The following is a 25,598-nucleotide window of genomic DNA, read 5'->3' on the forward strand; positions in this document are numbered from 1 at the left end:
GGGCCCAATATAGCGCAGCAGCCTGTCAGGCTTGTCAGGCGGCCGCGAAGCGCTGGAACAGCGCGCCGGGCAGGCGCACGATGTGGCCGTCCAGTTCCAGCTCCAGCAGGCGGGCCTGCAGGATCGCGGTCGGCAGGCCGGTGCGGGCTGCCAGCGCATCCAGGCCCATGGGGTCGAAGCCGATGTGGGCCAGCACGTCGTCGTCGGGCGGCGGCTCGGGCGGCGCAGGGGCAGCGGCCGCAGCGGGCGCCGGGCCGAATTCCTCGAGCACCTCCTCGACCCGGGTGACCAGCTTGGCGCCTTGCTGGATCAGCTGGTGGCAGCCACCCGCCTGCGGCGCATGGATGGAGCCGGGAATGGCGAACACCTCCTTGCCTTGCTCTGCCGCCAGGCGCGCGGTGATCAGCGAGCCCGAGCGCAGCGCAGCCTCCACCACCAGCGTGCCGCGGCTGAGCCCGGCGATCAGGCGGTTGCGGCGCGGAAAATTGGCGGCCAGCGGCGGCGTGCCGAGCGGGTACTCGGACAGCAGCATGCCGCGCGCGGCGATGGCGCGGGCCAGCGCGAGGTGAACCTTGGGGTAGACGCTGTCCAACCCGGTGCCGACCACGGCCACGGTGGCCGGCTGGGACGCGTCGTCGGCCATGCCTTCCAGCGCGCCTTCGTGCGCCGCCCCGTCCACGCCCAGTGCCAGGCCGGAGACGATGGTCCAGCCGGCCGAGGCGGCCCCGCGCGCGAACTGCCGCGCATGGGCCAGGCCCTGGGGCGTGGGCTTGCGGCTGCCCACGATGGCGAGGCCGTGCCCTGCGGCGGCGAAAGCCTGCCAGCGCGCCAGATCGCCTGTCGCGTACAGCAGCAGCGGCGGGTCGGCCATGTTCAGCAGCGTGACGGGGTAGCCGTCCTGGCCCGGCACCAGCACGCGGCGCTGCTCGGGCCGCTGCTGCAGCCACTGCCAGGTCTTTTCCAGCAGGTCCGCATGGCCGGCCGGTGGTTCGGCCAGGTGCCGCAGCTGGCGCGCATTCACCACCCGGGCCAGCACGGAAACTTCCTGCTCGAACACCGCCTGCGGCGTGCCGAAGGCCGTCAGCAGGCGGCGTGCACTGTCGTTGCCGATCTCCGGCGTGCCCAGCAGCCGGAGCCAGTGGCCGAGTTCGCTGCGCTCCATGGGCGGCGCCCTCGGGGGATGGGCCTCAGCGTGGCGCGACCAGCCGGTCGCCGACCTTCACGCCACTCTGGATGCCCAGGATCAGGCCGTAGGACACGCGCTCGAAGGTGCGGAACACCATCAGCGTGCCGTTGGTCTCGTCGGGCAGCTTGAGCATGGCCTTGGCCGGGTCGGTGCTGTCCGGCAGGCGCCCGCCATCGCTGAGCAGCGTGAGCACGTGGCCGCGTTCCAGGCCATCGCGCGTGCCCTTGTTGATGGCCACCACCTGGCTCTGGGCCGCGTTGGTGTTGGAGATGCCGCTGCTGCCGTAGATCGACACCACGCGGCCGTCGATGGCGCCGGACGGCGCGTGCGGCACATAGCGCGTCAGCTCGGGTGGCGGCTCGGGCAGCAGCCGGTCGCCCACGCGGATGTCTTCCTTGGACACCAGGATGTCCATGGACGCGGGCACCACCTCCACGGTGGTCTTGCCGTCCTTGTCGGTGATCTCGCGCGTGCCCTCGCCCTGCAGCAGTTGGGCCTTGCCCAGGTAGTAGGCCTCGTAGCCCAGCACCTCGCCGGATACCGGGTCCTTGAGCGGCACGGCGTTGCGTACCACGCGGAAGGCGGCCGGCTGGCCCGGCACGGGCGCCAGCGGGAATTCCATTGAGCCGCGGGCGTAGGCGCGGTCGCCCTTGGCCAGCATCACGCGCTGCTCGCGCGTGGCCACGATGCGCGGCGCGTTCTGCAGCGCGTTCTCCTCGACGACCAGCGATTCGGTCAGAAAGGGTTCGATGGCGCTGGGCGACAACGTGGGCAGTGCGCTGTCGGCCAGCGAGGTCGAGCGCACGCGGGGCGACACGCGCACCGTGGCCAGGCCATCGGTGCCGGGTGCCCGCGTGCTCAGCCGCGCGCGGTCACCGTCCTTGTGCAGGAACAGCTGCTGGCCGGGGTAGATCAGGTGCGGGTTGCGGATGTCCTGCAGGTTCATGCCCCACAGCTCGGGCCAGCGCCAGGGCCGGGCCAGGAACAGGCCGGAGATGCCCCACAGCGTGTCGCCGCTCTTGACCGTGTAGCTGTCCGGTGCGTTGGGCGCCAGTTCCGACAGGGCCACGCCGCGCTGGGCCACCTGGGCGGCGGTGTCGCGCTGCGTGGGCGTGACCGGGTGGTTCTGGGCCTTCACAGGGGCGGCCAGCAGGGTGGCCGCAGCAGCCAGCGCGGCGATTCCCAGGCTGTGGTGGGTCATGCGTTGCACCAGAAACATCCTTTGAGCGAAGCGTGATGGTGGCCGCGCCGTTCGGAAATCGCGCGAAATATCGCCAGCAATTGTGCGCGTGAGCCCCTGATCGAACAACGATTATTGCCCTGGCCGCCCAGGCTGGTGGCCAAAAGTGGCGAAAATAGCCACAACTCCGATCTTTGCGTTCCCATGGCTCTGCTCCCGATTCTTCAATACCCCGATGCCAGGCTGCACAAGGTGGCCAAGCCGGTGGCCGCCGTGGACGCCCGCATCCAGGCCCTGGTGGCCGACATGCTGGAAACCATGTACGACGCCAAGGGCATCGGCCTGGCCGCCACGCAGGTCGATGTGCACGAGCGTGTGATCGTGATCGACGTGTCTGAAGAGCGCGATACGCCGCTGGTCCTCATCAACCCCGAGATCACCTGGTCCAGCCCCGAGCGCGAACTCGGCGAAGAGGGCTGCCTGTCCGTGCCCGGCATCTACGACGGTGTCGAGCGCGCCAGCCGTATCCGCGTGCAGGCCCTCGATGGCGAAGGCCAGTCGCGCAGCGTCGAGGCCGAAGGTCTCCTGGCCATCTGCATCCAGCACGAGATGGACCACCTGCTGGGCAAGGTGTTCGTCGAATACCTGTCGCCGCTCAAGCGCAACCGCATCAAGACCAAGATGCTCAAGGCCCAGCGCGACCTGGCGCGCGACGCTGCCTGACCCCCATGCTGCGCCTGCTTGCCGCTGCGCTGCCCCTGCTGCTGGCGGCCTGCGCCAGCGTGCAGCCCGGCATGACGCGCGAGCAGGTACTGGCCTCCTGGGGCCAGCCCACGCGCAGTGTCGCCTTGCCGGACGGCCAGCGGCTGCAGTACTCGCAGCAGCCATCCGGCCAGCGGGTCTTCATGGTCGACGTGGACACCGGCGGCCAGGTGCGCAATGTGCGCCAGGTCATGAACCGCAGCGACTTCGCGCGCATCGCCACCGATGGCTCGTGGACACGCGCGGACGTCGAGCGCGAGTTCGGCCCCGCTCCGGACAACGAGCGTGTCAGCAGCTGGGACGGCCCCATCCTGACCTACCGCTGGCGCGAAGGCATGATCGACCTCTACTACTGGGTCTACCTGGACCCGGCCGGCGTGGTGCGCCGCGCCCATGAGGGCGTGGACTGGCGCAACATGCGACACACCATCAACTGATCCATGCGCATCGTTTTTGCGGGCACACCCGAATTCGCCCGGGTGGCCCTGGCGGCATTGCACGCCCACGGTTTCGAGATTCCCCTGGTGTTGACCCAGCCCGACCGGCCCGCCGGCCGCGGCATGAAGCTGCAGGCCTCGCCGGTCAAGCAGTTCGCGCTGGAGCACGGCTGGCCCGTGGCCCAGCCGCGCAGCCTGCGGCTGGACGGCAAGTACCCCGATGACGCCGCCGCCGTGCGCGAAGCCTTGCTGGCCGCGCGGCCCGATGCCATGGTGGTCGCCGCCTACGGGCTGATCCTGCCCCAATGGGTGCTGGACCTGCCGCGCCTGGGCTGCCTGAACATCCATGCCAGCCTGCTGCCGCGCTGGCGCGGTGCCGCGCCCATCCACCGCGCCATCGAGGCCGGCGACGAAAAGACCGGCGTGACCATCATGCAGATGGACGCCGGCCTGGACACCGGCGACATGCTGGTGGAGGAGTCGCTCGCCATCGGCGAGGACAGCACCGCCCAGCTGCACGACCGCCTGGCCGAACAGGGCGGGCGCCTGATCGTCGAGGCGCTGCGCCAGGCCGAAGCCGGCCGCCTGCAGCCCCGGCCCCAGCCGAGCGAAGGCATCACATACGCCCACAAGATCGAGAAGGCCGAGGCGCCCATCGACTGGACGCTGCCGGCTGCCGCCATCGTGCGCCGGCTGCGCGCCTTCGACCCGTTCCCGGGTGCGACCACGCAGCTGGGCGGCGAAACGCTCAAGTGCTGGGCCGGCCACGTGCTGCCGGATGTGCTGCCTGGTGCCACCGGCCTGCCGCCCGGCACCGTGCTGGCGGCCGACGCCGCGGGCCTGGCCGTGGCCACCGGCGATGGCGTGCTGCTGCTGACCGAGTTGCAGCGTGCCGGCGGCAAGCGCCTGCCGGCCGCGGCCGTGCTGGCGGGCTTCGCCATCCAGCGCGGCCAGGTACTGGGCTGATGTTCTGGTCCGCAGAGGTCCGGCGCCGGCCGGCGTTCGGTGAAGCCTGGCGCGAGATGCTGCCCGTGGCCATGGGCATCGGCGCCTGGGGCCTCATGACGGGCGTGGCCATGCTCAAGTCCGGCCTGTCGGTGGTCGAGGCCGTGGCCATGACGCTGCTGGTCTACGCCGGCAGTTCGCAGCTGGCGGCCCTGCCCCTGCTGGTTGCCGGCGCGCCGTTCTGGGTGATCCTGGCCACGGGCTTCTGCGTGAACCTGCGCTTCGTGGTGTTCAGCCTGCATCTGCGCCCCTACCTGCTGCACATGCCGCGCTGGCGCCGGCTGCTGCACGGCTACCTGACGGCCGACATGAGCTATGCGATGTTCACGCGCCGCTTCGCGACACCGGGCCAGACGCCGGACGAGCGCGCGGCACAGGAAGCCTTCCTGACCGGCGGCTATTGCGTGACCTGGCTGGCCTGGATGGGCATGAGCCTCGTCGGCATCGCATTGGCCAACTTCATCCCGACGCACTGGGGCCTGGGCTTCGCGGGCGTGCTGAGCCTGGTGGCCATCGTGTGTTCGATGGCGACCACGCGGCTGCGCATCCTGGCCGCATTGATCGCCTCGGCCACGGCGGTGGCAGGCTACGCGCTGCCGCTCAGGCTCAACATCGTCGCGGGCATCGGCACGGCGGTGCTGGCCTGCTTCTGGCTGGAGAAGCAACTGGGCCTCGATGCCGACGCCGAGGACGAGAAATGAGCGGCGCGACCGATCTGTGGACGCTGGCCGTCATCGTCGGGCTGGCCGGCGTGACGGTGCTCACGCGCTGCTTCTTCTTCATCCTGGACCGCCCCTGGGGCCTGCCCGACTGGGCGCACCGCGCGCTGCACTACGCGCCTGTGGCGGCGCTGGCCGCGGTCATCGCGCCCGAGATCCTGATGAGCAATGGCCAGTTCGTCGCCACTTGGCAGGACGCACGCCTGTACGCCACCGCGGTCGGCGCGGCCTGGTACTTCTGGCGCGGCGGCGTGCTGGGCACCATGCTGATGGGCATGGCCGTGTACCTGCCGTTGCACCTGGGGCTGGGCTGGTAGGGGTGGTTTCTACAATGGGCGGCTGTCGTCCACCACCTCCCACCACCACACCATGAACGTTCTCCGCTTCTCCGACCTGTGTGCCCAAGGCAAGGCCGCCGGCCAGCGCGTCTTCATCCGCGCCGACCTCAACGTGCCGCAGGACGATGCCGGCAACATCACCGAGGACACGCGCGTGCGCGCCTCCGTGCCCTGCATCCGCATGGCGCTGGATGCCGGTGCGGCCGTGATGGTGACCTCGCACCTGGGCCGCCCGACCGAGGGTGCGTTCAAGCCCGAGGACTCGCTGGCCCCGGTGGCCAAGCGCCTGGGTGAGCTGCTGGGCCGCGAGGTGCCGCTGGTCGCCAACTGGGTCGACGGCGTGCAGGTGCAGCCCGGCCAGGTCGTGCTGCTGGAAAACTGCCGCGTCAACAAGGGCGAGAAGAAGAACGACGAGGCGCTGGCCAGGAAGCTCGCCGCGCTGTGCGACATCTACGTCAACGACGCCTTCGGCACCGCCCACCGCGCCGAGGCCACGACCTACGGCATCGCCCAGTTCGCCAAGACGGCCAGTGCCGGCCCGCTGCTGGCGGCCGAGATCGACGCCATCACCAAGGCGCTGGCCAGCCCCAAGCGCCCGCTGATCGCCATCGTGGCCGGCTCCAAGGTCAGCACCAAGCTGACCATCCTGCAGTCGCTGGCCAAGAACGTGGACGGCCTCATCGTCGGCGGCGGCATTGCCAACACCTTTCTGCTGGCCGCCGGCCTGCCCATCGGCAAGAGCCTGGCCGAGCCCGACCTGGTCGGCGAGGCCAAGGCCGTGATCGCGGCCATGAAGGCGCGTGGCGCCGAGGTGCCGATCCCCGAGGACGTGGTCACGGCCAAGGCCTTCGCGGCGGACGCGCCGGCCACCGTCAAGGCCGCGGCCGATGTGGAAGCGGACGACCTGATCCTGGACATCGGCCCCAAGACCGCGGCGCGCCTGGCGGCCCAGCTCAAGGCCGCCGGCACCATCGTCTGGAATGGCCCGGTCGGCGTGTTCGAGTTCGACGCCTTCGCCCAGGGCACGGAAGCCATCGCGCGCGCCGTGGCCGAGAGCAGCGCCTTCAGCATCGCCGGTGGCGGCGACACGCTGGCCGCGATCGCCAAGTACGGCATCGAGAAGGACGTGGGCTACATCTCCACGGGCGGCGGGGCCTTCCTCGAAGTGCTGGAAGGCAAGACCCTGCCGGCCTTCGAGATCCTGTCCAAGCGCGCCGCCGGCTGATCAGCGCGCTGCCGAGGCCGCAGGCGCGGCCGGAGCCGTGAGCACGGGCGCGGTGGCCGCACCCGCGGCCACCAGGCGGCGCAGCTTGGTCAGCAGGGTCTTGGCCCGCTTGGCGTTGGCCGGGCCCATGCGCACCAGCATCTTCTGGCCGGCCGACAGCGATTGCAGCTGCGGATCGGCGAACTCCCAGCGCACCCAGGGACGCGGGTCGGCCACTTCGCCGCGCACTTCGAGCAGGCGCACCGCCAGCGGGCCCTGCGGCTCTGGCGTTTGCAGCAGGTGATCCAGCACCGCCACGAAGCGGTCGTTGAAGTAGCGGCCCGGGTAGCCCAGCTCCTCGTAAGCCTGTTGGAACAACGGGTAGAGCCGGCTGTAGAGCTGCACCGCCCGTTCGAGCGGAATGGCTTCGGCGAAGGACAGCAGCGCGCCGTAGCGGCCGGCATTGGTCGGCGCGATCTGGGCCTTCTCTCCCTCTCCCTGCACCAGGAAGCGCTGCGGCGTGGGCTGCACCGGCCACAGCCGCGCGGGTGCGCTGGCGCGCGGCAGGTTGTCGACCGTGGCCACCACGCGGCGCACGAAGCCGTCCGTCAGCAGCAGCGCCTGCACGGGGCCCCGGCCCAGCAGTTCGACCAGCGCATCGGTGACCGGGCCGTCGGCCTCGGCCAGCGCGGGCAGGGCCTGGCCCTGGGGCTGCGGCACCTCGATGGGATGTTCCGGCCCGGAGGCCGCGGCCTGCGGCGGCGGGGCGCTGGCCGCGGGCTCGGCCGGGGCGGTCGCGACAGGCGCCGGTGCGGGCGGCACGGGCTCGGCGGGCCGGCCCCAGAACCACCAGGCGCCGCCCGCCGCCAGCGCGACAGCCAGCAGCCCGAGCATCCAGGACGAACCCGATGCGCGGGGCGGGTGCAGGTCGCGGTGGTCGGGGGCGGGCATGCGGTTTCCTTTCAGTGGGTGGCCCTGTGATCCTCGCATGGCCTGCGCGTTCCCCCTGCGCGGCCTGGGGTCAAGCCGTCTCAACGACGGGACGGCCCTGGAAGTCGGTCCAGCACTGGCGCGAGAAATCGTAGAGCTTGCAGGCCCGGGCGGTGGCGAAGTACCACTTCCACGAGAAGCGCTGGACGATGATGCGCTGGGGCAGCAGCTGTTCGAGCAGGGCCTGGGCCTCCTTGAGCTTGTACAGCGGGATGCTCATGTCCACGTGGTGTGCCGTGTGCTCCATGATGTGGTGGATCAGCGCGCCGATCCGCAGCGGGAAGGTCAGGTGCACGGTCGTCGAGACGAAAGGCTGGGCGCGCTGCCAGGCCGCCTTGTCATCGTGCCACTTCACTTTCACGTGGGTGTGGTGCCCATAGATCACGAAGCCCATCATGTGGAACCAGAACACCATGGGCACGACGAAGCCCAGCAGCAGCACGTGCCAGACGGCCTGGTCCGTGGCCAGGGCGCCAGCGACCAGCGCGGCGATCCACAGCGCCGCGAAGCCCGTCACGAGCAGGCAGTCGCGCGTGAAGACCGGGCGGTAGCTGTTGCCCATGTTGCTGCGGCGCGGGAACATCATCTTCTTCCACCAGATCTCCACCATGTAGTACAGGCCCGGGCCCCAGCCGCTGCGGTAGATGCGCTCGCACAGCCGGCGCAGCGGCGGCATGGCGCGGTATTCGGCCTGCGTGGCCGGGGCCCAGACGAAGTCCACGCCCTTGAGGTTGGTGAAACCGTGGTGCACCACGTTGTGGCCCATGTCCCACAGGCTGTAGGCCGTCAGCGAGGGCAGAAAGGCGATGCGGCCCAGCCAGCGGTTGAGCCGGCGGTGCGGCGTGAGGCTCTGGTGGCAGGCGTCGTGGCCGATGATGAACAGCCGGCCGATCACGAAGCCAGCCGCCAGCGCGCAGGCCAGCTGCAGCCACCAGGCGGGCAGCAGCACGGTGCCCGCGATGAGCGCCGTGAACAGGATGAGGTCCAGGGCCAGCAGCAGGCCAGCGCGCAGCGTGCTGCGCTGGGCGATCGGCAGCAGCCAGGCGCGGATGGTCTTGCGGTGCGGCAGGGGCGCCTCGGGCGCAAGCGGCGCGGGCAGGTCCGGCCGGGCCGGAGCGGGAGAGCTGTGCATGACGGGAGCGTGCGGACGAACGAAAGCCGCCACCGTAGCGCAGCCGCGGCGGTGGCGTTGTGACGGAGGTCAAAGCTGCAGTGATCTGTCGCACCGCCATGTGAGAATGGCCGCGACAAGGAGACTCACGCATGAGCACGACCCGACTTCCCCGCCACGCCACCAAGATCGTCGCCACCCTGGGCCCGGCCTCCAGCACGCCCGAGATGCTGGAGCAGATGATCATTCACAAGGTCAGCGTGGTCCGCCTGAACTTCAGCCACGGTACGGCGCAGGACCACATCAACCGGGCCGCCATGGTGCGCGAGGCCGCGCGCAAGGCCGGCCGCGAGGTGGCCATCATGGCCGACCTGCAAGGCCCCAAGATCCGCGTCGGCAAGTTCGCCGAGGGCAAGGTGCTGCTGGTGCCGGGCGAGAAGTTCGTGCTGGACGCCGCGCGCACGGAACCGGGCGACATCGACGGCGTGGGCCTGGACTACAAGGACCTGCCGCGCGACGTGAAGGCCGGCGACCGGCTGCTCCTCAACGACGGGCTGATCGTGCTGGTGGTCGACGCCGTCAAGGGTGACCAGGTGTTCACCACGGTCAAGCTCGGCGGCGAGCTGTCCAACAACAAGGGCATCAACAAGGAGGGCGGCGGCCTGACCGCGCCGGCGCTGACGGCCAAGGACATGGAGGACATCAAGACCGCCATGAGCTTCCAGGCCGACTACGTGGCCGTGAGCTTTCCCAAGAACGCCACCGACATGGAGATGGCGCGCCAGCTGTGCAACGTGGCGGGCGCCGAGAGCGGCCACAAGCCCGGGATGATCGCCAAGATCGAACGCGCCGAGGCGATCCCCAAGCTGGAAGAGATCCTGCGTGCTAGCGACGGCATCATGGTCGCGCGCGGCGACCTGGCCGTGGAGGTCGGCAACGCCGCCGTGCCGGCGCTGCAGAAGAAGATGATCCGCATGGCGCGCGACATGGACAAGGTGGCCATCACGGCCACGCAGATGATGGAGTCCATGATCACCAATCCGGTGCCCACGCGCGCCGAGGTCAGCGACGTGGCCAACGCCGTGCTGGACGGCACCGACGCGGTGATGCTGTCGGCCGAGACGGCCTCGGGCCGCTACCCGCTGGAAACCGTGCAGGAGATGAGCCGCATCTGCGAAGCCGCCGAAGGCGCCGAGGACAAGAACCTGGACGCCGACTTCAGCGGCCGCAACTACGCGCGCATCGACCAGTCCATCGCCATGGGTGCACTGTTCACGGCGCACCATGTGGGCGCCAAGGCCATCGTGGCGCTGACCGATTCAGGCTCGACCATGCTCTGGATGAGCCGGCACCGTGCCCACATCGCCATGTACGCGCTGACCTCGCGCCTGGCCACGCAGCGCAGGCTGGCGCTGTACCGCAACGTGCGCCCGCTGCTGATGGACGCCCACACCGACCGCGACACGGCGCTGGAGCAGGCCGAGGCCCACCTCAAGAAGCGCGGCATCGTGCAGGCCGGCGACGTCTACACCATCACCTGCGGCGAGCCCATGGGAGCCCCGGGCGGCACCAACATGCTCAAGATCTGCGTGGTGCGCTGAAAGCGCGTCAGTCGAAGCGGAACGACACGCCGGTCACGAACATCGCGTCGGTCTTCTTCACGCCGGCGCCGGGGTCGCTGTTGTAGCGCACGCTGAGGCCGGCCGTGAGGTTCATGGACTGGGTCATCGCCACGGTCACGTTGGTGTCGAAGCTGGCGCGGTATTCGCCCGTGTCGCGCAGGTTGGGGTACAGCGCCAGGCGCTGGCGCAGGCTGGTGGTCTGCGTCAGCTTGTGGTTGGATTCCTCGGCCAGCACCAGTTCGAGCCGGCCGTAGCCGTCGCGCACGCTGCCGTCGATCTCGGTCGGCTCGATGAAGCGGTCGCGGCTGTAGCCCAGGCCGCCCGACACGTCGAAGGTGGTCAGGTCGTTCTTGACCACGTGGTAGCCCACGCCCGAGGCCACCGACAGGCGCGAGGACAGGTTGGCCAGCTTGTCGCGCAGGCCGTCGGCCGAGCCGAAGCCGAACCAGACCGGCGTGAGGTCGCGCGTGTACTGCGTGCCCAGCGCGAAGCGCTCGGTCTGCGTCTCGCCGTCGCTGTGGGCATAGGCGCCCTGGCCCAGGAAGGTCCACTTGTCGATCGCGCTCACGCGTGCAGCCTCGCCTGTCAGGTTCAGGGCGACCGATTCGTTGTTGCCGGTCGCGGCATTGGCGCCGGCCGTGAACAGGTAGCGCCACTTGTTGTCCGGCTTGAGCGTGACCTGGGCCGAGGCCAGCAGCGGCGCTGCGAGCAGGGCGGCCATGGTGGCGTGGCGGAGCGAGAGACGGGTCGACAGCATCGGAAGAATCCTCCTGGCAAAAAAAGAAAAAGCGCTGGGCGCGCTCGGGTCCGCCAATGGTGTGCGGTGCAGCAATCGGGTTTTGGGGAAATTGCTGGGACCGGCGCCTGATCGCGCGCTTGTCCGACAGTGGTGCGGCGTTTCATCCTTCCCGGATGCTGGTTACGGTCTGGTTACCGCCCGCATCACTCGGGTTTCACCGGATTTCGGTCGCCATCCCCCTACAATTCCGCGGTTTTGTGCATCCAGCCGCCCCCGGCCCCCATCCCAAGAAGGTGTCACCAGTGAATCAGGAACAGCTGAAAAAAGTCTCCACCGGCAACGGTTTCATCGCCGCTCTGGACCAGAGCGGGGGCAGCACGCCCAAGGCGCTCAAGCTGTATGGCGTCGAGGAATCGACCTACAGCGGCGACGCGCAGATGTTCGACCTGGTGCATGCCATGCGTAACCGCATCGTTACCAGCCCGGCCTTCGACGGCCGCCGCGTGCTGGGCGCCATCCTGTTCGAGATGACCATGGACCGCCAGTTCGACGGCATGGACGCCGCCCAGTACCTGTGGGAGAAGAAGCAGGTCGTGCCCTTCCTGAAGGTCGACAAGGGCCTGGCCGACGAAGCCGATGGCGTGCAACTCATGAAGCCCATGCCCGAGCTCGACGCCCTGGTGGCGCGCGCGGTCAAGAAGGGCATCTTCGGCACCAAGATGCGCTCCGTCATCAACAGCGCCAATGCCAAGGGCATCGACGCCGTGCTGGACCAGCAGTTCGCCGTGGGCCTGCAGATCCTCAAGGGCGGCCTGATGCCCATCATCGAGCCCGAAGTCAACATCAAGGCCACCGACAAGAAGGAAGCCGAGGCGCTGCTCAAGGCCGGTTTCCTGAAGCGCCTGGACGCGCTGCCGGGCGATGCCAAGGTCATGCTCAAGCTGACCATCCCCACCGTGGACGGCTTCTACAGCGAACTGGTCAAGCACCCCAAGGTCGTTCGCGTGGTCGCGCTGTCGGGCGGTTACAGCCGTGCAGACTCCAACGCCATGCTGGCCAAGAACCCTGGCGTGATCGCCAGCTTCAGCCGCGCGCTGACCGAAGGCCTGACAGCCCAGCAGTCCGACGCCGAGTACAACAGCGCGCTGGACGGCGCCATCGAATCGATCTACCAGGCATCGATCACCTGATCCTGGCGACCACGCCAGCCCAAGGCCGCGGAATCCGCGGCCTTTTTTCTGGGCGGCCGCCGTCGTGGACAATCGCCGACGACCCGTGTTCCGACTTTCCGATCCCTTGCGGCCTGCACCATGACCTCTGCCCTGCACACCTCCAAGCTGACCTCCCTGCCGCTGCTGGCCCGCGGCAAGGTGCGCGACAACTACGCCGTCGGCACCGACCGCATCCTGATGGTGGCCAGCGACCGCATCAGCGCTTTCGACGTGATCATGGGCGAGCCGATCCCTGGCAAGGGCGCGCTGCTGACGCAGATGGCGCTGTACTGGTTCGAGCAGCTCGGCCACCTGTGCCCCAACCACCTGACCGGCGAGGCGCCCGAGAGCGTGGTGGCGCCCGAGGAGGTGGAGCAGGTGCGCGGCCGCGCCATGCTGGTCAAGCGCTTGAAGCCCATTCCGGTGGAGGCCGTGGTGCGTGGCTATCTGGCCGGTAGCGGCTGGAAGGAGTACCAGGAAGGCCAGGCTGTCTGCGGCGTGCCGTTGCCCGCGGGCCTGAAGAACGCCAGCCAGCTGCCCACGCCCATCTTCACGCCGGCCTACAAGGCCGAGGCCGGCGCGCACGACGAGAACATCACCTTCGAGAAGGTCGTGGAGATCGTCGGCCCTGAGTTGGCGACGAAGATCAAGGACACCAGCATCGCGATCTACCAGGCCGCCTGCGAGATCGCCAAGGCCAAGGGCATCATCATTGCCGACACCAAGTTCGAGTTCGGCCTGGACGATGCCGGCACGCTGCATCTGATGGACGAGGTGCTGACGCCCGATTCCTCGCGCTTCTGGCCCGCCGAAAGCTGGCAGGAGGGCAGCAACCCGCCCAGCTACGACAAGCAGTTCGTGCGCGACTGGCTGGAATCGGTGCGCATCAACGGCAAGCCCTGGGACAAGACCCCGCCGGCGCCGCGCCTGCCGCGCGAGGTGATCGACAAGACCGCTGCCAAGTACCAAGAAGCCTGGCAGCGTCTCAACGGCTGATCAGTTCAGCGCCATGCTGAGCTTGCGGCGGTAGCTGGAGACCAGCGCCGCCTGCGGGTCTTCCGCCATGGCCGCCTTGCCGGTCAGCTCGATGCCGCCGGCGGTCTTGCCGCCAGCGTCGGCCGCGGCCTTGGGCTTGGGCGGCGTCAGCAGTTCCAGGATGGCGATGTAGGTCTTGCGCGGGAGCTCGTCGCTCCACTTCTTGTCGCGCATGATGATCTCCAGCAGCTCGTCCATGGCGGCGGTGGGTTCGCCACGCGCCAGCAGCACGCGGCTCTTGGCCAGGCGCAGGTCGAAGTCGCGCTTGTTCTCGGCGATCTTGGCGTCGAACTGCTCCACGCTCCAGTCCTGGCGCGGGTCGGCGGCCACCGCCTCCAGCGCCGCACGCCACTGGGCCAGCGCCTCGAAGCGCAGCTGCACGGGGATCTGCACCAGCGCCGGCTGCAGCGCGGCGCCGGCATCCTCGAAGTGGCCGGCGGAGATCAGCAGCTTCACGTAGTCGTAGCGCGCGTCGTCGTTGGCCGGGTTCACGGCCAGCGCTTCCTGCAGCTTGATGAGGGCGGCATCGGCGTCGCCGGACTCCAGCAGCTCCTGCGCGGCCTCGGCCTCGTCGGCGCTGGCCAGTTCGTCTTCACCCGGCACATGCTTGTCCAGGAACTCGCGGATCTGCGCTTCGGGCACGGCGCCGACGAAGCCGTCCACCGGCTGGCCGCCCGAGAACATCACGCAGAACGGGATGCTGCGCACGCCGAACATCTGGCTCAGCTGCTGGGCGATCTGCGGCACCTTGTCGGCATCGAGCTTGGCCAGCAGGAAGCGGCCGTCGTAGTCGCGCTCGAGCTTTTCCAGCACCGGGCCCAGCTGTTTGCAGGGGCCGCACCATTCGGCCCAGATGTCCAGCAACACCGGTTGCTGCTGGGAGGCTTCGATCAGGTCGGCCTGGAAATTGTCGAGGGTGATGTCAATCATCGGGAGAACCTGGGGGTGAAAAGTAAAATCGCGCGATGAGCGCAGTTCAAATTGGGATTGTCATGGGCTCCAGCAGCGACTGGGACACCATGCAGCATGCGGTGGGGATTCTCCAGCAATTCGGTATCGCACACGAAGCACGGGTGGTCTCGGCCCACCGCATGCCGGACGAGATGTTCGCCTATGCCGAGGCCGCCGCCGGCCGCGGCCTGGCGGCCATCATCGCGGGCGCGGGGGGCGCGGCGCATCTGCCCGGCATGCTGGCGGCCAAGACCACGGTGCCGGTGCTGGGTGTGCCCGTGGCCAGCAAGCACCTGCAGGGCGTGGATTCGCTGCACAGCATCGTGCAGATGCCCAAGGGCATTCCGGTGGCCACCTTCGCCATCGGTGTGGCCGGTGCCGCCAACGCGGCGCTGTTCGCGGTTGCCATGCTGGCGGTGAACGACCCGGCCCTGCGCGCCAGGCTCGACGCGTTTCGCGCCGAGCAGACCGCGGCTGCGCAAGCCATGACCTTGCCGCCCGTATGACACAGACTCCTTTGCTGCCCGGCGCCACATTGGGCGTGATGGGCGGCGGCCAGTTGGGCCGCATGTTCGTGCACGCGGCGCAGAGCATGGGCTACTTCACGGCCGTGCTGGACCCGGATGCGTCCAGCCCCGCGGGCCGCGTGAGCCACCACCATGTGCAGACCGACTACCTGGATGCCCAGGGCCTGGCGGAACTGGCGCGCCTGTGCGACGCCGTGACCACCGAATTCGAGAATGTGCCGGCGCCCGCGTTGGCACAGCTGGCGGCGCAGCGGCCCGTGGCTCCCGCGGCCGAGGCCGTCGCCATCGCCCAGGACCGCAGCGCCGAGAAGGCACACTTCACGCGCATCGGCGTGCCCTGCGCGCCCTACGCCGAGATCACGGACCAGGCCTCGTTGGAACAGGTCGACGCCCAGCTGCTGCCAGGCATTCTCAAGACCGCGCGCATGGGCTACGACGGCAAGGGCCAGGCGCGGGTGCGCACGCGCGAGGAACTGGCGGCCGCCTGGGAGCGCCTGCAGCGCGTGCCCTGCGTGCTCGAGCAGATGCTGCCGCTGGCCGACGAATGCTCGGTCATCGTGGCGCGGGGCCGCGACGGTGCCATGGTGCATTTCCCGGTGCAGCACAACCTGCACCGCGACGGCATCCTGGCCGTGACCACCGTCCACGCCGGCGTGCTGCCGGCCGCCATCTGCGAGCAGGCCATTGCCGCCGCGCGCGCCGTGGCCGAGGGCCTGGCCTACGTGGGCGTGCTGTGCGTGGAATTCTTCGTGCTGCAAGACGGCCGCCTGGTCGTCAACGAGATCGCGCCGCGCCCGCACAACAGTGGCCACTACAGCATCGACGCCTGCGACGTTTCGCAATTCGACCTGCAGGTGCGCACGCTGGCCGGCCTGCCGCTGGTCGCGCCGCGCCTGCACAGCCCCACCGTCATGCTGAACCTGCTCGGTGACCTGTGGTTCGACGCCAACGGGCAGCGTTCCCAGGTGAGCGCAGAGCCCGTCACGCCGCCATGGGATGCGGTGCTGGCCCTGCCTGGGGTGCACCTGCACCTGTACGGCAAGCTCAAGGCTGCGCGCGCGCGCAAGATGGGGCACCTGAATGTGACAGGCGCCACGCCCGAGGCGGTGCGCGCCACCGCATTGCAGGTGGCGGCCATCCTGGGCATCGCAGCGTTCTGACCATGATCCTTGCTGCTGCCGATCCCGGCGCCATCGCGCGCGCGGCCCAGACGCTGGCCGCCGGCGAGCTGCTGGGCCTGCCCACCGAAACCGTCTACGGCCTGGCGGCCGACGCCGGCAACGACGCCGCCGTGGACAAGATCTACGCCGCCAAGGGCCGCCCGGCCGGCCACCCGTTGATCGTCCATGTGGCGCCCGGCGATGCCGGCGGCTTGCCGCCCGCACTCGGGCATTTCGCGCAGGACTGGCCGGCCTGGGCCGAGGCCCTGATCCGGCGCTTCTGGCCCGGCCCGCTCACGCTGATTCTGCCGCGGCGTGCCGCTGTGGGTGCCAAGGCGGCCGGCGGGCAGGATTCCATCGGCCTGCGCTGCCCTTCCCATCCTGTGGCCCAGGCCGTGTTCCGCGCCGCCGCCGAACTCGGCGTGGCCGGCGTGGCGGCGCCGAGCGCCAACCAGTTCGGCCGCGTGAGTCCGACCACGGCCGCGCACGTGGCCTCGGAGTTCGGCGAGGGCCTGTTGGTGCTGGACGGCGGGGCCTGCGATGTGGGCATCGAATCGACCATCGTCGATGCCACGCGCGGCGTGCCCGTGCTGCTGCGCCCCGGCGGCATCCGCCGCGAGCAGATCGAGGCCGTCTGCGGCCAGCCCGTGCGCGGCAAGGACGAATTGGCGGCCGACCCGCGCGCCTCGGGCACCCTGGCCGCGCACTACGCGCCGCAGGCCAGCGTGCGCCTGATGGACGCAGCGGCCTTGCAGGCGGCGCTGCAGGTGCTGGGCACCGAGCTGGACGCGGCCGTGGATGCCACGCCCACCGTGGCCGTTTACGCGCGCACGGCCGTGCGCAGTCCCTCGCGCCGCGTGCTCGTGCGGCGCATGCCGGACGACGCGGCGGGCGCGGCGCGCGAACTGTTCGCCGTGCTGCGCGAACTCGACGCGACGGGTGTGCGCCTGATCTGGGTGGAAACGCCCCCGTCCGATGACGCGTGGGCGGGTATACGTGACCGTTTGCAACGTGCGGCAGCTGCCTGACCGGGGCCGTACACTCCCGCAACTTTTTCTGGAGAGACCGATGAGTCGAATTTCCTGGCGGCGCGCCCTGGCCGCCGTGGCCCTGGGTGCCTCGGCCGTGTTGCTGAGTGCCTGCGGGTCGAGCACCACCGAGTCGGACCTGCAGCCCAGCCGCCTGATTTCCTTTGGCGATGCCTTCTCCGATGTGGGGCAATCCGGTGGCAACAGGTACACCGTCAACGACGGCACGACCAACCACTGGCTGGCGCAGGTGGCAGCGGAGTACGGCATGACCATCACCGCCTCGAACGCCGGCGGGACCGGCTACGCCAGGAACGGTGCCCGGGTGGTGGAAAAGCCCGACCTGCTGGGCAGTTCCGACACCTTGACCGTGACCGAACAGGCTGCCGCCTTCCTGGCCGCAGGCAACACCTATGCGGAGAATGACCTGGTCATCGTCAACGGCGGCATGGCCGATGTGCTGGCGCAGGCCAAGGCATTCCTGGCCGGCAGCCAGACCCAGGACGAGTTGGTGAAGAACGCGGACACGGCGGGCAAAGCGCTCGGCACCTTGACGCGGAATCTGGTCGCGTCCGGGGCAAAACACGTGGTGGTGGTCGGCACCATGAACCTGGGCATCACGCCCTGGGCCCAGGCTTCTGGCCAGGCCTCCGCCATCGAAAGCGCCAGTCAGGCCTTCAACTCTGCATTCCTGGTTTCCGTGGTCGACCTGGGGGAGACCGTGCTGTACGTGGACGCGGCCTACTACTTCAACCTCGCGGCTGACAAGGACACGATCTCGAGCTTTGGCCTGAACGATGCCGTCAACGTGGCCTGCACTTCGGCGGATGCCGGCCCAGGCATCGGCATCGGCAGCAACGAGATCAACTCGGCACTGTGCACGACCGGCACCATCGCCTCCGGCGTCACGTACAACAACTACATGTTCGCGGACAAGCTGTACACCACGCCCAATCTGCAGCGCCAATTCGGTACGTACGCCTACGGACGGATCAACAACCGCTGGTGAGCACGCCAGGCTGAAAACGAAAAGAGCCCCGCGGGGCTCTTTTGTTTTTTGGGCGGCTGGAGTTCAGAGCCAGTTCTTGGCTTTGAGCGCTTCCAGTGCCATGTCGCGTATCAGGGAGTGGCCATAGGGCGTGGGGTGCACGGTGTCGGCGAACAGGTAGCGCGAGGAGTCCGCCCGCGTGGTCGCGGTGGTGCAGGTCAGAGAAGGTGCCAGGAAGCCCGGTGCCTGCGGGAAGGTGTTGGTGCAGGCGGGGGTGTCCGTGACCGTGAGGCCGAATGCGGCCGGCGTGACCGAATGCTGGGAGTTCTGCGCATAGAAATCGACCTGAGCGACTTCGGCCGTGCCATCCAGGCCCGCCTTGAGCGCGGCGTTGAACGCGAGGGTCATGCCGTCGACCAGTTGTTGCGCCTGCGCGCCTGCAGCCAGCGTTTCAGGCGTCTTGCTGATGTTGGGCAGGTTCAGCACCAGGACGCGCTTGGCGCCCTTGGCGACGATCTGCGTGCGGATCAGCGTGGCCAGTTCGGTGCCGGCCTGCGCCAAGGTGCCGATGGCTTGGGCCGTGGCCGCCTGCACCTGCTCCGGAGTGGTCGCGCCAGCCGCTGCTGCGGCGAATGCGTCTGTCGCGACGAACACGTCGTTCGCGCCAGCCAGCACGGTCACGAGTTCCCGGTCGGAAAAGCTGCCGCCCGAGGCCGCCAGATGGTTGGCGATCTGCGTCGCAACCGGAACGGTCAACTGGCCCAATTGGCCCTGGAACTGGGCCTGCTCCGTCTGGATGTTCAGCAGCGCCTTGTTCCAGGGGCCGACCGGATCGGTCACGCGCGAGCCGCCCTGGCCGTAGGCCGTGCAGCCGGGGTGGTTGGTGACGGCGGCTGCGAGTGCCGCGAAGATGCCGTCGGGTTTGGCCTCCAGCCCGGTCTGCGCCGCACAGGGGGCTGCCAACTCCAGTTTGACCGACAACTGCTCGATCCAGATCTCGTTGCCACCGCCGTTGACGGTGTACTTCCCGCCACCCAGGGCCGCGATGCCCGGTGTTTTGTAGCTACCCACGTCGGACAGACTGTCGCCGAACGACACGAGCCGGCTGTAGGTCGGACCGTCATCACCACCACCGCAGGCGGCCAGCGCGAGGGCTGCGAGGACGGCGAGGCAAGTCTTCTTCAATTGCATGGAATTCCTTTCAACGGCTTGAATGCAGGAGGTCATGGCAATGTGCGCGGAGCCGCTCACAAAATTTACAGCCAGACACGCTTTGGCGGACGATTTTTGAACGAAAGGGAATGCAAGTCGATCAAAGAAGATGTGCAAATTCCCTTGTCATCGGACGTTTGCATGCATTAGGCCGTCACCTGTCGTCCTCTGCGGCCCATTCCAACAAGGAATCCAGCGCGGGCCGCGCAGACAGCGCATTGGCATGGTTGATCATGGCCACGACCACGTAGCGCTGCCCGCTGCGGCCCCGTACGTAACCTGCGACGGATGCCACGTCGCGCAGCGAGCCCGTCTTGAGCCACGCGTTTCCGACCACGTGGGCCAGCCCGCGCTCGCGCATGCGTTCGGTCGTGCCGTCGACGCCGGCCAGCGACAGCGATTGCAGGTAGGTGGCAGCCTCGGCATGGCGGCTGGCGCGCGCCAGCATGCGCGCCAGCGCGCTCGCGCTGATGCGCTCGTCGCGGCTCAGGCCTGCGCCGTTCTCCAGCAGGGGCCCTGGCGTGGCGCTGCCGACGAATCGGCGCCACCAGGCGGCGATGGCTTCGCGCCCGTCCTCCATGCGCGCTGGCAGCCGGCGCTGGGCCGCGAGCGTCAGCAGCAGTTGCTGGGCCATCACGTTGTTGCTGCGCTTGTTCACGTCGGCGATGACCTCGGCCAGCGACAGCGAGGGCGCCTCCAGCAGCAGGCGGGCGTTGGCCGGCCGGCGGCCCTGACGGGCGCTGCCGTCGAGCTGGCTGCCAGCCGCGCGGAACAAGGCCAGCAGCGCGCGTTGCGCATAGCTGGACGGCTCCACGTAGGCCACGGGCCACTCCCGTTCGCCGCAGCGCAGCGGGTAGGCGCCGAGCAGGTGCACGGCATTGGGGTCGGAGAAGTCGGCCTGCAGCGCGCCGCGCCAGTCGCCACAGGCCTGGCCGCGGGCCAGCGGCACGGCGTCCGGCACGACCACACCGGTCAGTGGCGGCTCGCTCGTCACCAGCGCCGTGCCGTCGGCCTGCGGCGTGAAGCGCAGGATCAGCGCCTTGAAGTTGACCAGCAGCCCGTCCGGGGCGACGTTGTAGGGGCGCAGTGGCTCGTTGTCGAAGGCGGCCGGGTCGTGCGCCGGCACGTCGAAGATGCTGTTGTCCAGCACCATGTCGCCGCGCACCTGGCGCACGCCGGCGGCCTGCAGCGTGCGGAAGGCGCTGTCCACGCGTTCGAGCACGAGCTTGGGATCGCCGCCGCCCTCGATGTACAGGTTGCCGTGCAGCACGCCGTCGGCCACGGGGCCATCGGCATAGAAGCGCGTCTTCCAGGTGAAGCCAGGGCCCAGCTGGTCCAGCGCGGCCAGCGTGGTCACCATCTTCATGACCGAGGCCGGGTTCATCGCGGCATCGACGCGGTGGGCCAGCCGCGGCGCGGTGTCGTCCAGCGGCTGCACGAGGAAGGCCACGGCGTCGCGCGGCACCTTGGCCTGGGCCAGGGCGGTGGCCACGGCGGGCGGCAGCGGGCGCTCTGCACCAGGCGCGGCCGCCGCGCCGGACAGGCTCAACATCCAACCCGCCAGCAGCGGGACCAGCCGTGACAGGGGCAAGCGCATGGCGGGCGAGTCTACCGGCGGCCCATCGGATAATCCCGGCCATGCACCCCGTTTCTTCCAGCCTGCGCCTGCTGGCATTCGACACCAGCACCGAGAGCCTGTCGGTCGCGGTCAGCGATGGCGCGCATGTGCTGGAGTGCAGCGGCCCTGGCGGTGCACAGGCATCCACCACGCTGCTGCCCATGGTGCTGGACCTGCTGCGCCAGGCCGGCCTGGGGCTGGCGCAACTCGACGCCATCGCCTTCGGCTGCGGGCCGGGTTCGTTCACGGGCTTGCGCACCGCCTGTGCAGTGGCCCAGGGGCTGGCGTTCGGCACGCGGGCGCAGCGCCCGGAAGGCGTGCCGCTGCTGCCGGTCGATACGCTGCTGGCCGTGGCCGACGAGGCGCGGCATGTGGCCGGGGTCACCGAGGTCGTGGCCGCGCTGGACGCCCGCATGAACGAGGTCTATGCCGGCCACTACCGCTTTGCGGACGGCCACTGGCTGCAGGACGGCGATTTCGACCTGCTGGCGCCCGAGGCGCTGATGGTGCCCGATGGCTGGACGCTGGCGGGCAATGCGGGTGCAGCCTACGGCGCGCGCTTGGCCGGCGCGCCGGGCCTGGCCGTGCTGCCGCTGGCCACCGCCATGCTGCGCGTGGCGCCGCAGTTGCTGGCCGCAGGCCTGGCCGTGCCGGCCGAGGAGGCGCTGCCCCGCTATGTGCGCAACAAGGTGGCCAAGACCACGGCCGAGCGCATGGCCGAGAAAGCGGCTGCTTCATGAGCGCGCTCCCCGAACTGACGGGCGAGGCCCGCTTCGAGCCCATGACCGAGGACTGGCTGTCGGCGGTTGTCGCCATCGAGCAGCAGGCCTACACCCATCCGTGGACGCGCCGCAACTTCCAGGACGCACTGGCGTCCGGCTACCAGGCGCAGGTGCTGCTGGGCGACACGGAGGTGCTGGGCTACTTCATCGCGATGAAAGGGGTGGACGAGGTGCACCTGCTCAACATCACGGTGGCACCGAGCCAGCAGCGCCGCGGCTGGGCCCGTGTGATGCTCGATGCGCTGTGCCTGTGGTCGCGCGGCCAGCGCGCGCAGTGGCTGTGGCTGGAGGTGCGCGTGAGCAACCTGCGCGCGTTCCAGATCTACGCGGCCTACGGCTTTCGGCGCGTGGGCCAGCGCAAGGGCTACTACCCGGAGTCGGCGTTCAAGCGCGAAGACGCCATCGTCATGAGTCTGCAACTGTGAGCGTGCGCTGCTGATGGCCTTGGAACTCGATGCGCGCCAGCGCGCGATGCTGGAAGAGATGCATGTGCGCGTCTGGTGGCCGCAGGCGCCGGCCGTGGTGCCCGCAGAGTCGCCTGTGGCCGTGGCCGCACCCGTTGCGCCACCGCCCGTGGTGGCACGGCCCGCGCCTGTCGTGGCGGCGGCCACGCCTGTGGCTGCCGTGCCCCGGCCGGCTCCAGCGTCGGCCGACGGCGGCCGCGCCGCCGCCATTGCCGCCATGGACTGGGCCGCACTGCAGCAGGCCGTGGCGGGCTGCGAGGCGTGCAAGCTCTGCGGCACGCGCAAGAACACCGTGTTCGGCGTCGGCCCGGTGGCGCCCGGTGCAGATGCGCCGCCGCGCGTCGACTGGCTGATCGTCGGCGAGGCGCCTGGCGAGCAGGAAGACCTGCGCGGCGAGCCCTTCGTCGGCCAGGCCGGCAAGCTGCTGGACAACATGCTGCGTGCCGTCGGCGTGAGCCGGCATGGCGAGGTGCGGGGTGCGCAGGCGGCCTTCATCGTCAACGTGCTCAAGTGCCGCCCGCCCGGCAACCGCAATCCCGCGCTCGACGAGGTGGCGCAGTGCGAGCCCTTTCTGAAGCGCCAGATCGCGCTGCTGCAGCCCAGGATCATCCTGGCCGTGGGCCGTTTCGCCGTGCAGTCGCTGCTGGCCGCCAGCGTGCCCGACGTGCAGACCCAGCCGCTGGGCCGGCTGCGCGGCAAGGTCTATCGCTACGAGGGCGTGCCTGTGGTCGTGAGCTACCACCCGGCCTATCTGTTGCGCAGCCTGCCCGAGAAGGCCAAGGCCTGGGCCGACCTGTGCCTGGCGATGGACACGCTCAGGTCGCTGTGACGGCGCGCCGCTCGGGCCACAGCACCGAGGCGATCGCCAGCACCATGAGGCCCATGGCGGCCCAGTCCTGCCAGTGCAGCGCCTCGCCCAGCCACCAGGCGCCGCTGAACACGCCGAGGATGGGGATCAGCATCACGCCCAGCGTGGAGGCCACGGGCGGCAGCGCCCGTGCCAGCGAGAACCACACCACCTGCGCCAGCGCGAAGATCAGCACGCCGTTGTAGAGGATGGCGCCCCAGACGGGCGGGGTCGGCGCCATCCAGCGTTCGCGCTCGAACAGGAAGGACAGCACGCTCATGATGCAGGCGCTCATGGCCGTCATCCAGAACACCAGCGCGGGCGTGGAGACGGGCAGGGTGTGGCGCCGCATCTTCTGCGTGCCGATGGCCCAGGTGGCGGCGCCTGCCAGTGCCAGCAGCACACCGATCGGCCGGCCTGCCATGTTCGACAGTTCGTGCCAGAGCAGCAGCAACACGCCCAGCGCTGCCGCGGCCACGCCGCCCCACGCACGTGCGCGCAGCCGTTCGCCGAAGAACAGCGCGCCGAACACGGCCGAGAAGATCGGCATCGAATAGCCCAGGATGGCCGCGCGCCCGCTGGACAGCGCCTGCACTGCCAGCACCATGAGCGCATGCCAGACGAACATGTTGGTCACGCCGAGCCAGAACAGTTCGCCCCAGTAGGTGCGCGGCACGGCCAGCGGCGTGCGCAGGGCCAGCAGGCCCAGGCCCAGCAGCGGCACGCCGATCCACAGCGAGATGACGCGGAAGGTGATCGCCGGGTAGCCCGTTACGCCGATCTTCATGACCGGCCAGTTCAGCCCCCAGACGACCGTGAGCGCCACCAGCATGGCGGCTTGTCTCGTGCTCAGTGCCTGCATAGGCGGCCGATGGTAGCGGGGGCGGTTCTTACAATCGCGGCATGACCTTCCTCGACATGCTGCGCGGTGCCGAGCAGCGCAATGCCTCGCTGCTCTGCGTGGGCCTGGACCCGGACCCGGCCCGCTTCCCGGCCGCGCTGCGCGGCGACGCCAGCCGCATCCACGATTTCTGCGCCGCCATCGTCGACGCCACGGCCGACCTGGCCATCGCCTTCAAGCCGCAGATCGCCTACTTCGCCGCGCACCGCGCCGAGGACCAGCTCGAACGCCTGATTTCCCACATCCGCCGCGCCGCGCCGCATGTGCCCGTGATCCTGGACGCCAAGCGTGGCGACATCGGCTCCACCGCCGAGCAATACGCCATCGAGGCCTTCGAGCGCTACGGCGCCGACGCGGTCACGCTGTCGCCGTTCATGGGCTTCGATTCGGTCGAGCCGTACCTGCGGCGCGAAGGCAAGGGCGCCTTCCTGCTGTGCCGCACCTCCAACCCTGGGGGCGACGACCTGCAGAACCAGAGCCTGGCCAGCGTGAACGGCCAGCCGCGCCTGTACGAGCACATCGCGCAACTGGCGCAGGGCCCCTGGAACCGCAATGGGCAACTGGGCCTGGTGGTGGGGGCCACCTACCCGTCCGAACTGGAGCGGGTGCGTGCGTTGGCGCCCTCGGTGCCGCTGTTGATCCCGGGCGTCGGTGCGCAGGGCGGTGACGCGCAGGCCACGGTGCGTGCGGCGTGGCGTGGCGATGCTGCACAGACCACCGGGCCGGTGGTCGTCAGTTCATCGCGGGCGATCCTGTACGCGTCATCGGGCGACGACTTCGCCACGGCTGCGCGGCAGGAAGCCATGCGCACGCGCGATGTGCTGCACGCGGCGCGTGCCGTCTGAGCTTCAGAGCCAGCGGAACGCCAGCGGGATCAGCAGCGAAGCCAGCACCACCTGCAGGCCCAGCGCCAGGCCGGCGTAGGCGCCCGCATCGGCGTCGACCTGCAGTGCACGTGCCGCGCCGATGCCGTGGGCAGCCGTGCCGAGCGCGAAGCCGCGCGCCCGCCAGCCGGCCGGGTCGCGGGCGATGCGCAGCCCATCGAACAGGTACTTGCCGCTCAGCGCGCCGACCAGCCCGGTGATCACCGCGAACACGGCCGCCAATGCCGGGATGCCGCCGATGGCCTGGGCCACGCCCATGGCCACCGGCGCGGTGACCGACTTGGGCGCCATCGACAACACCACATCGGCCGGCAGGTCGAGCGCGCGGCCCAGCACCACGGCCATGGCGCTGGCCGCTCCGCCACCGGCCAGCGCGGCCAGCAGCAGCCGCCCCCAGCGCTGGCGCAGTTCTGCGCGGCGTTGCCACAACGGCCAGCCCAGCGCCACGACGGCCGGGCCCAGCAGGAAGTGGATGAACTGCGCGCCCGCGAAGTAGGTGGGGTAGGGCAGGCGCGTGACCAGCAGCACCGCGCCGATGCTGACCACGCTCCAGAGCACCGGATTGGCCCAGGGCGCATGGCCCAGCCGCGCATAGGCGGCCTGGGCCAGCACGTAGACCACGAGCGTGGCCGTCAGCCCGAACAGGGGCGTGGCGGACAGGTAGACCCAGAGTTCGACGAACTGCGCCATGGCTTCT

The 25,598-nt window shown here is 69.7% G+C and carries 27 protein-coding genes; 17 read left to right on the top strand and 10 right to left on the bottom strand.

The genetic code is table 11. From position 1 onward, the window contains the following. Window positions 1-34 precede the first annotated feature (34 nt). Window positions 35-1,162, bottom strand: coding sequence for a DNA-processing protein DprA (gene dprA / locus ACSQ4M_RS06940; RefSeq protein ID WP_436188862.1), 1,128 nt, complete (start codon window positions 1,160-1,162; stop codon window positions 35-37). 25 nt (window positions 1,163-1,187) lie between these two features. Further along, on the bottom strand, window positions 1,188-2,405 hold the full coding sequence (locus ACSQ4M_RS06945; RefSeq protein ID WP_436188863.1) for a LysM peptidoglycan-binding domain-containing protein: 1,218 nt from the start codon (window positions 2,403-2,405) through the stop codon (window positions 1,188-1,190). A gap of 165 nt (window positions 2,406-2,570) precedes the next feature. Between ACSQ4M_RS06945 and def the strand changes: the two genes are divergently transcribed. Genes def through ACSQ4M_RS06975 form a run of 6 tightly spaced genes read left to right on the top strand, consistent with a single transcriptional unit; the run spans window position 2,571 to window position 6,852 of the window. Continuing rightward, window positions 2,571-3,089 carry a peptide deformylase gene (gene def, locus ACSQ4M_RS06950; RefSeq protein ID WP_436188864.1) on the top strand — a complete coding sequence of 173 codons (519 nt, stop codon included), beginning with the start codon at window positions 2,571-2,573 and terminating at the stop codon, window positions 3,087-3,089. Between the two features lie 5 nt (window positions 3,090-3,094). After that, entirely contained in the window at window positions 3,095-3,565 is a 471-nt protein-coding gene (bamE, locus tag ACSQ4M_RS06955; RefSeq protein ID WP_436188865.1) for an outer membrane protein assembly factor BamE domain-containing protein, read from the top strand. A 3-nt stretch (window positions 3,566-3,568) separates the two neighbouring features. Continuing rightward, complete coding sequence (gene fmt / locus ACSQ4M_RS06960) at window positions 3,569-4,531, top strand: methionyl-tRNA formyltransferase (RefSeq protein WP_436188866.1); 963 nt, start codon at window positions 3,569-3,571, stop codon at window positions 4,529-4,531. After that, window positions 4,531-5,271, top strand: coding sequence for an AzlC family ABC transporter permease (locus tag ACSQ4M_RS06965; RefSeq protein WP_436188867.1), 741 nt, complete (start codon window positions 4,531-4,533; stop codon window positions 5,269-5,271). The genes fmt and ACSQ4M_RS06965 overlap by 1 nt, the downstream gene beginning before the upstream one ends. Beyond that, window positions 5,268-5,606 carry an AzlD domain-containing protein gene (locus ACSQ4M_RS06970; protein WP_436188868.1) on the top strand — a complete coding sequence of 113 codons (339 nt, stop codon included), beginning with the start codon at window positions 5,268-5,270 and terminating at the stop codon, window positions 5,604-5,606. Before ACSQ4M_RS06965 ends, ACSQ4M_RS06970 begins: the two co-directional genes overlap by 4 nt. Before the next feature lie 52 nt (window positions 5,607-5,658). Then, window positions 5,659-6,852 carry a phosphoglycerate kinase gene (locus ACSQ4M_RS06975; RefSeq protein ID WP_436188869.1) on the top strand — a complete coding sequence of 398 codons (1,194 nt, stop codon included), beginning with the start codon at window positions 5,659-5,661 and terminating at the stop codon, window positions 6,850-6,852. Here the strand turns inward: ACSQ4M_RS06975 and ACSQ4M_RS06980 are convergent, their stop codons facing one another. Together ACSQ4M_RS06980 and ACSQ4M_RS06985 are read right to left on the bottom strand one after the other, a co-directional pair. Continuing rightward, window positions 6,853-7,782, bottom strand: coding sequence for a DUF3014 domain-containing protein (locus ACSQ4M_RS06980; RefSeq protein ID WP_436188870.1), 930 nt, complete (start codon window positions 7,780-7,782; stop codon window positions 6,853-6,855). It abuts the gene before it with no gap. A gap of 70 nt (window positions 7,783-7,852) precedes the next feature. Then, window positions 7,853-8,953 carry a fatty acid desaturase gene (locus ACSQ4M_RS06985; RefSeq protein ID WP_436188871.1) on the bottom strand — a complete coding sequence of 367 codons (1,101 nt, stop codon included), beginning with the start codon at window positions 8,951-8,953 and terminating at the stop codon, window positions 7,853-7,855. A 131-nt stretch (window positions 8,954-9,084) separates the two neighbouring features. On the opposite strand from ACSQ4M_RS06985, the gene pyk reads away from it, so the two are divergent. Further along, complete coding sequence (gene pyk, locus ACSQ4M_RS06990) at window positions 9,085-10,533, top strand: pyruvate kinase (protein WP_436188872.1); 1,449 nt, start codon at window positions 9,085-9,087, stop codon at window positions 10,531-10,533. A gap of 7 nt (window positions 10,534-10,540) precedes the next feature. Here the strand turns inward: pyk and ACSQ4M_RS06995 are convergent, their stop codons facing one another. Further along, the gene (locus tag ACSQ4M_RS06995) at window positions 10,541-11,311 is read right to left on the bottom strand and encodes a DUF481 domain-containing protein (protein WP_436188873.1); all 771 of its coding nucleotides are present in this window, start codon (window positions 11,309-11,311) and stop codon (window positions 10,541-10,543) included. 284 nt (window positions 11,312-11,595) lie between these two features. On the opposite strand from ACSQ4M_RS06995, the gene ACSQ4M_RS07000 reads away from it, so the two are divergent. Both ACSQ4M_RS07000 and ACSQ4M_RS07005 read left to right on the top strand, forming a co-directional pair. Continuing rightward, complete coding sequence (locus ACSQ4M_RS07000) at window positions 11,596-12,483, top strand: fructose bisphosphate aldolase (RefSeq protein ID WP_436188874.1); 888 nt, start codon at window positions 11,596-11,598, stop codon at window positions 12,481-12,483. A gap of 120 nt (window positions 12,484-12,603) precedes the next feature. Further along, window positions 12,604-13,500 carry a phosphoribosylaminoimidazolesuccinocarboxamide synthase gene (locus tag ACSQ4M_RS07005; RefSeq protein WP_436188875.1) on the top strand — a complete coding sequence of 299 codons (897 nt, stop codon included), beginning with the start codon at window positions 12,604-12,606 and terminating at the stop codon, window positions 13,498-13,500. Here ACSQ4M_RS07005 and ACSQ4M_RS07010 read toward each other — a convergent pair whose 3' ends face one another. Then, window positions 13,501-14,469, bottom strand: a complete 969-nt coding sequence (locus tag ACSQ4M_RS07010; protein WP_436188876.1) for a tetratricopeptide repeat protein — start codon at window positions 14,467-14,469, stop codon at window positions 13,501-13,503. A 35-nt stretch (window positions 14,470-14,504) separates the two neighbouring features. Here ACSQ4M_RS07010 and purE point away from each other — a divergent pair, with 35 nt between their 5' ends. From purE to ACSQ4M_RS07030, 4 genes are read left to right on the top strand one after another with little or no spacing between them, the layout of a single operon-like run. Then, window positions 14,505-14,996 (top strand): 5-(carboxyamino)imidazole ribonucleotide mutase, encoded by a 492-nt coding sequence (gene purE / locus ACSQ4M_RS07015; RefSeq protein WP_436188877.1) that lies wholly within the window; start codon window positions 14,505-14,507, stop codon window positions 14,994-14,996. Continuing rightward, window positions 14,993-16,177 (top strand): 5-(carboxyamino)imidazole ribonucleotide synthase, encoded by a 1,185-nt coding sequence (locus ACSQ4M_RS07020; RefSeq protein ID WP_436188878.1) that lies wholly within the window; start codon window positions 14,993-14,995, stop codon window positions 16,175-16,177. Before purE ends, ACSQ4M_RS07020 begins: the two co-directional genes overlap by 4 nt. 2 nt (window positions 16,178-16,179) lie before the next feature. After that, complete coding sequence (locus tag ACSQ4M_RS07025) at window positions 16,180-17,205, top strand: L-threonylcarbamoyladenylate synthase (RefSeq protein ID WP_436188879.1); 1,026 nt, start codon at window positions 16,180-16,182, stop codon at window positions 17,203-17,205. Between the two features lie 40 nt (window positions 17,206-17,245). Continuing rightward, window positions 17,246-18,214 carry an SGNH/GDSL hydrolase family protein gene (locus tag ACSQ4M_RS07030; protein WP_436188880.1) on the top strand — a complete coding sequence of 323 codons (969 nt, stop codon included), beginning with the start codon at window positions 17,246-17,248 and terminating at the stop codon, window positions 18,212-18,214. 63 nt (window positions 18,215-18,277) lie between these two features. Here the strand turns inward: ACSQ4M_RS07030 and ACSQ4M_RS07035 are convergent, their stop codons facing one another. Together ACSQ4M_RS07035 and dacB are read right to left on the bottom strand one after the other, a co-directional pair. Beyond that, a complete protein-coding gene (locus tag ACSQ4M_RS07035; RefSeq protein ID WP_436188881.1) occupies window positions 18,278-19,384 on the bottom strand; it encodes an SGNH/GDSL hydrolase family protein in 1,107 nt (368 codons plus the stop codon). 175 nt (window positions 19,385-19,559) lie between these two features. Further along, window positions 19,560-21,002, bottom strand: coding sequence for a D-alanyl-D-alanine carboxypeptidase/D-alanyl-D-alanine endopeptidase (dacB, locus tag ACSQ4M_RS07040; protein WP_436188882.1), 1,443 nt, complete (start codon window positions 21,000-21,002; stop codon window positions 19,560-19,562). Window positions 21,003-21,064: 62 nt separating this feature from the next. Here dacB and tsaB point away from each other — a divergent pair, with 62 nt between their 5' ends. From tsaB to ACSQ4M_RS07055, 3 genes are read left to right on the top strand one after another with little or no spacing between them, the layout of a single operon-like run. Continuing rightward, a complete protein-coding gene (gene tsaB / locus ACSQ4M_RS07045; protein ID WP_436193975.1) occupies window positions 21,065-21,763 on the top strand; it encodes a tRNA (adenosine(37)-N6)-threonylcarbamoyltransferase complex dimerization subunit type 1 TsaB in 699 nt (232 codons plus the stop codon). Next, complete coding sequence (gene rimI, locus ACSQ4M_RS07050) at window positions 21,760-22,230, top strand: ribosomal protein S18-alanine N-acetyltransferase (RefSeq protein ID WP_436188883.1); 471 nt, start codon at window positions 21,760-21,762, stop codon at window positions 22,228-22,230. The genes tsaB and rimI overlap by 4 nt, the downstream gene beginning before the upstream one ends. A 13-nt stretch (window positions 22,231-22,243) precedes the next feature. Further along, window positions 22,244-23,098: a uracil-DNA glycosylase gene (locus tag ACSQ4M_RS07055; protein ID WP_436188884.1), complete on the top strand. Its 855-nt coding sequence runs from the start codon at window positions 22,244-22,246 to the stop codon at window positions 23,096-23,098. Here ACSQ4M_RS07055 and ACSQ4M_RS07060 read toward each other — a convergent pair. Next, a complete protein-coding gene (locus tag ACSQ4M_RS07060; protein ID WP_436188885.1) occupies window positions 23,085-23,978 on the bottom strand; it encodes a DMT family transporter in 894 nt (297 codons plus the stop codon). The genes ACSQ4M_RS07055 and ACSQ4M_RS07060 overlap by 14 nt on opposite strands. Before the next feature lie 41 nt (window positions 23,979-24,019). On the opposite strand from ACSQ4M_RS07060, the gene pyrF reads away from it, so the two are divergent. Then, window positions 24,020-24,862: an orotidine-5'-phosphate decarboxylase gene (gene pyrF, locus ACSQ4M_RS07065; RefSeq protein ID WP_436188886.1), complete on the top strand. Its 843-nt coding sequence runs from the start codon at window positions 24,020-24,022 to the stop codon at window positions 24,860-24,862. A 3-nt stretch (window positions 24,863-24,865) separates the two neighbouring features. On the opposite strand, the gene ACSQ4M_RS07070 is transcribed toward pyrF, so the two are convergent. Further along, window positions 24,866-25,591: an LrgB family protein gene (locus tag ACSQ4M_RS07070; RefSeq protein WP_436188887.1), complete on the bottom strand. Its 726-nt coding sequence runs from the start codon at window positions 25,589-25,591 to the stop codon at window positions 24,866-24,868. Between the last annotated feature and the right edge of the window lie 7 nt (window positions 25,592-25,598).

The organism is Pseudorhodoferax sp. LjRoot39 (assembly GCF_964253035.1).
Classification (GTDB): Bacteria; Pseudomonadota; Gammaproteobacteria; order Burkholderiales; family Burkholderiaceae_C; genus Pseudorhodoferax.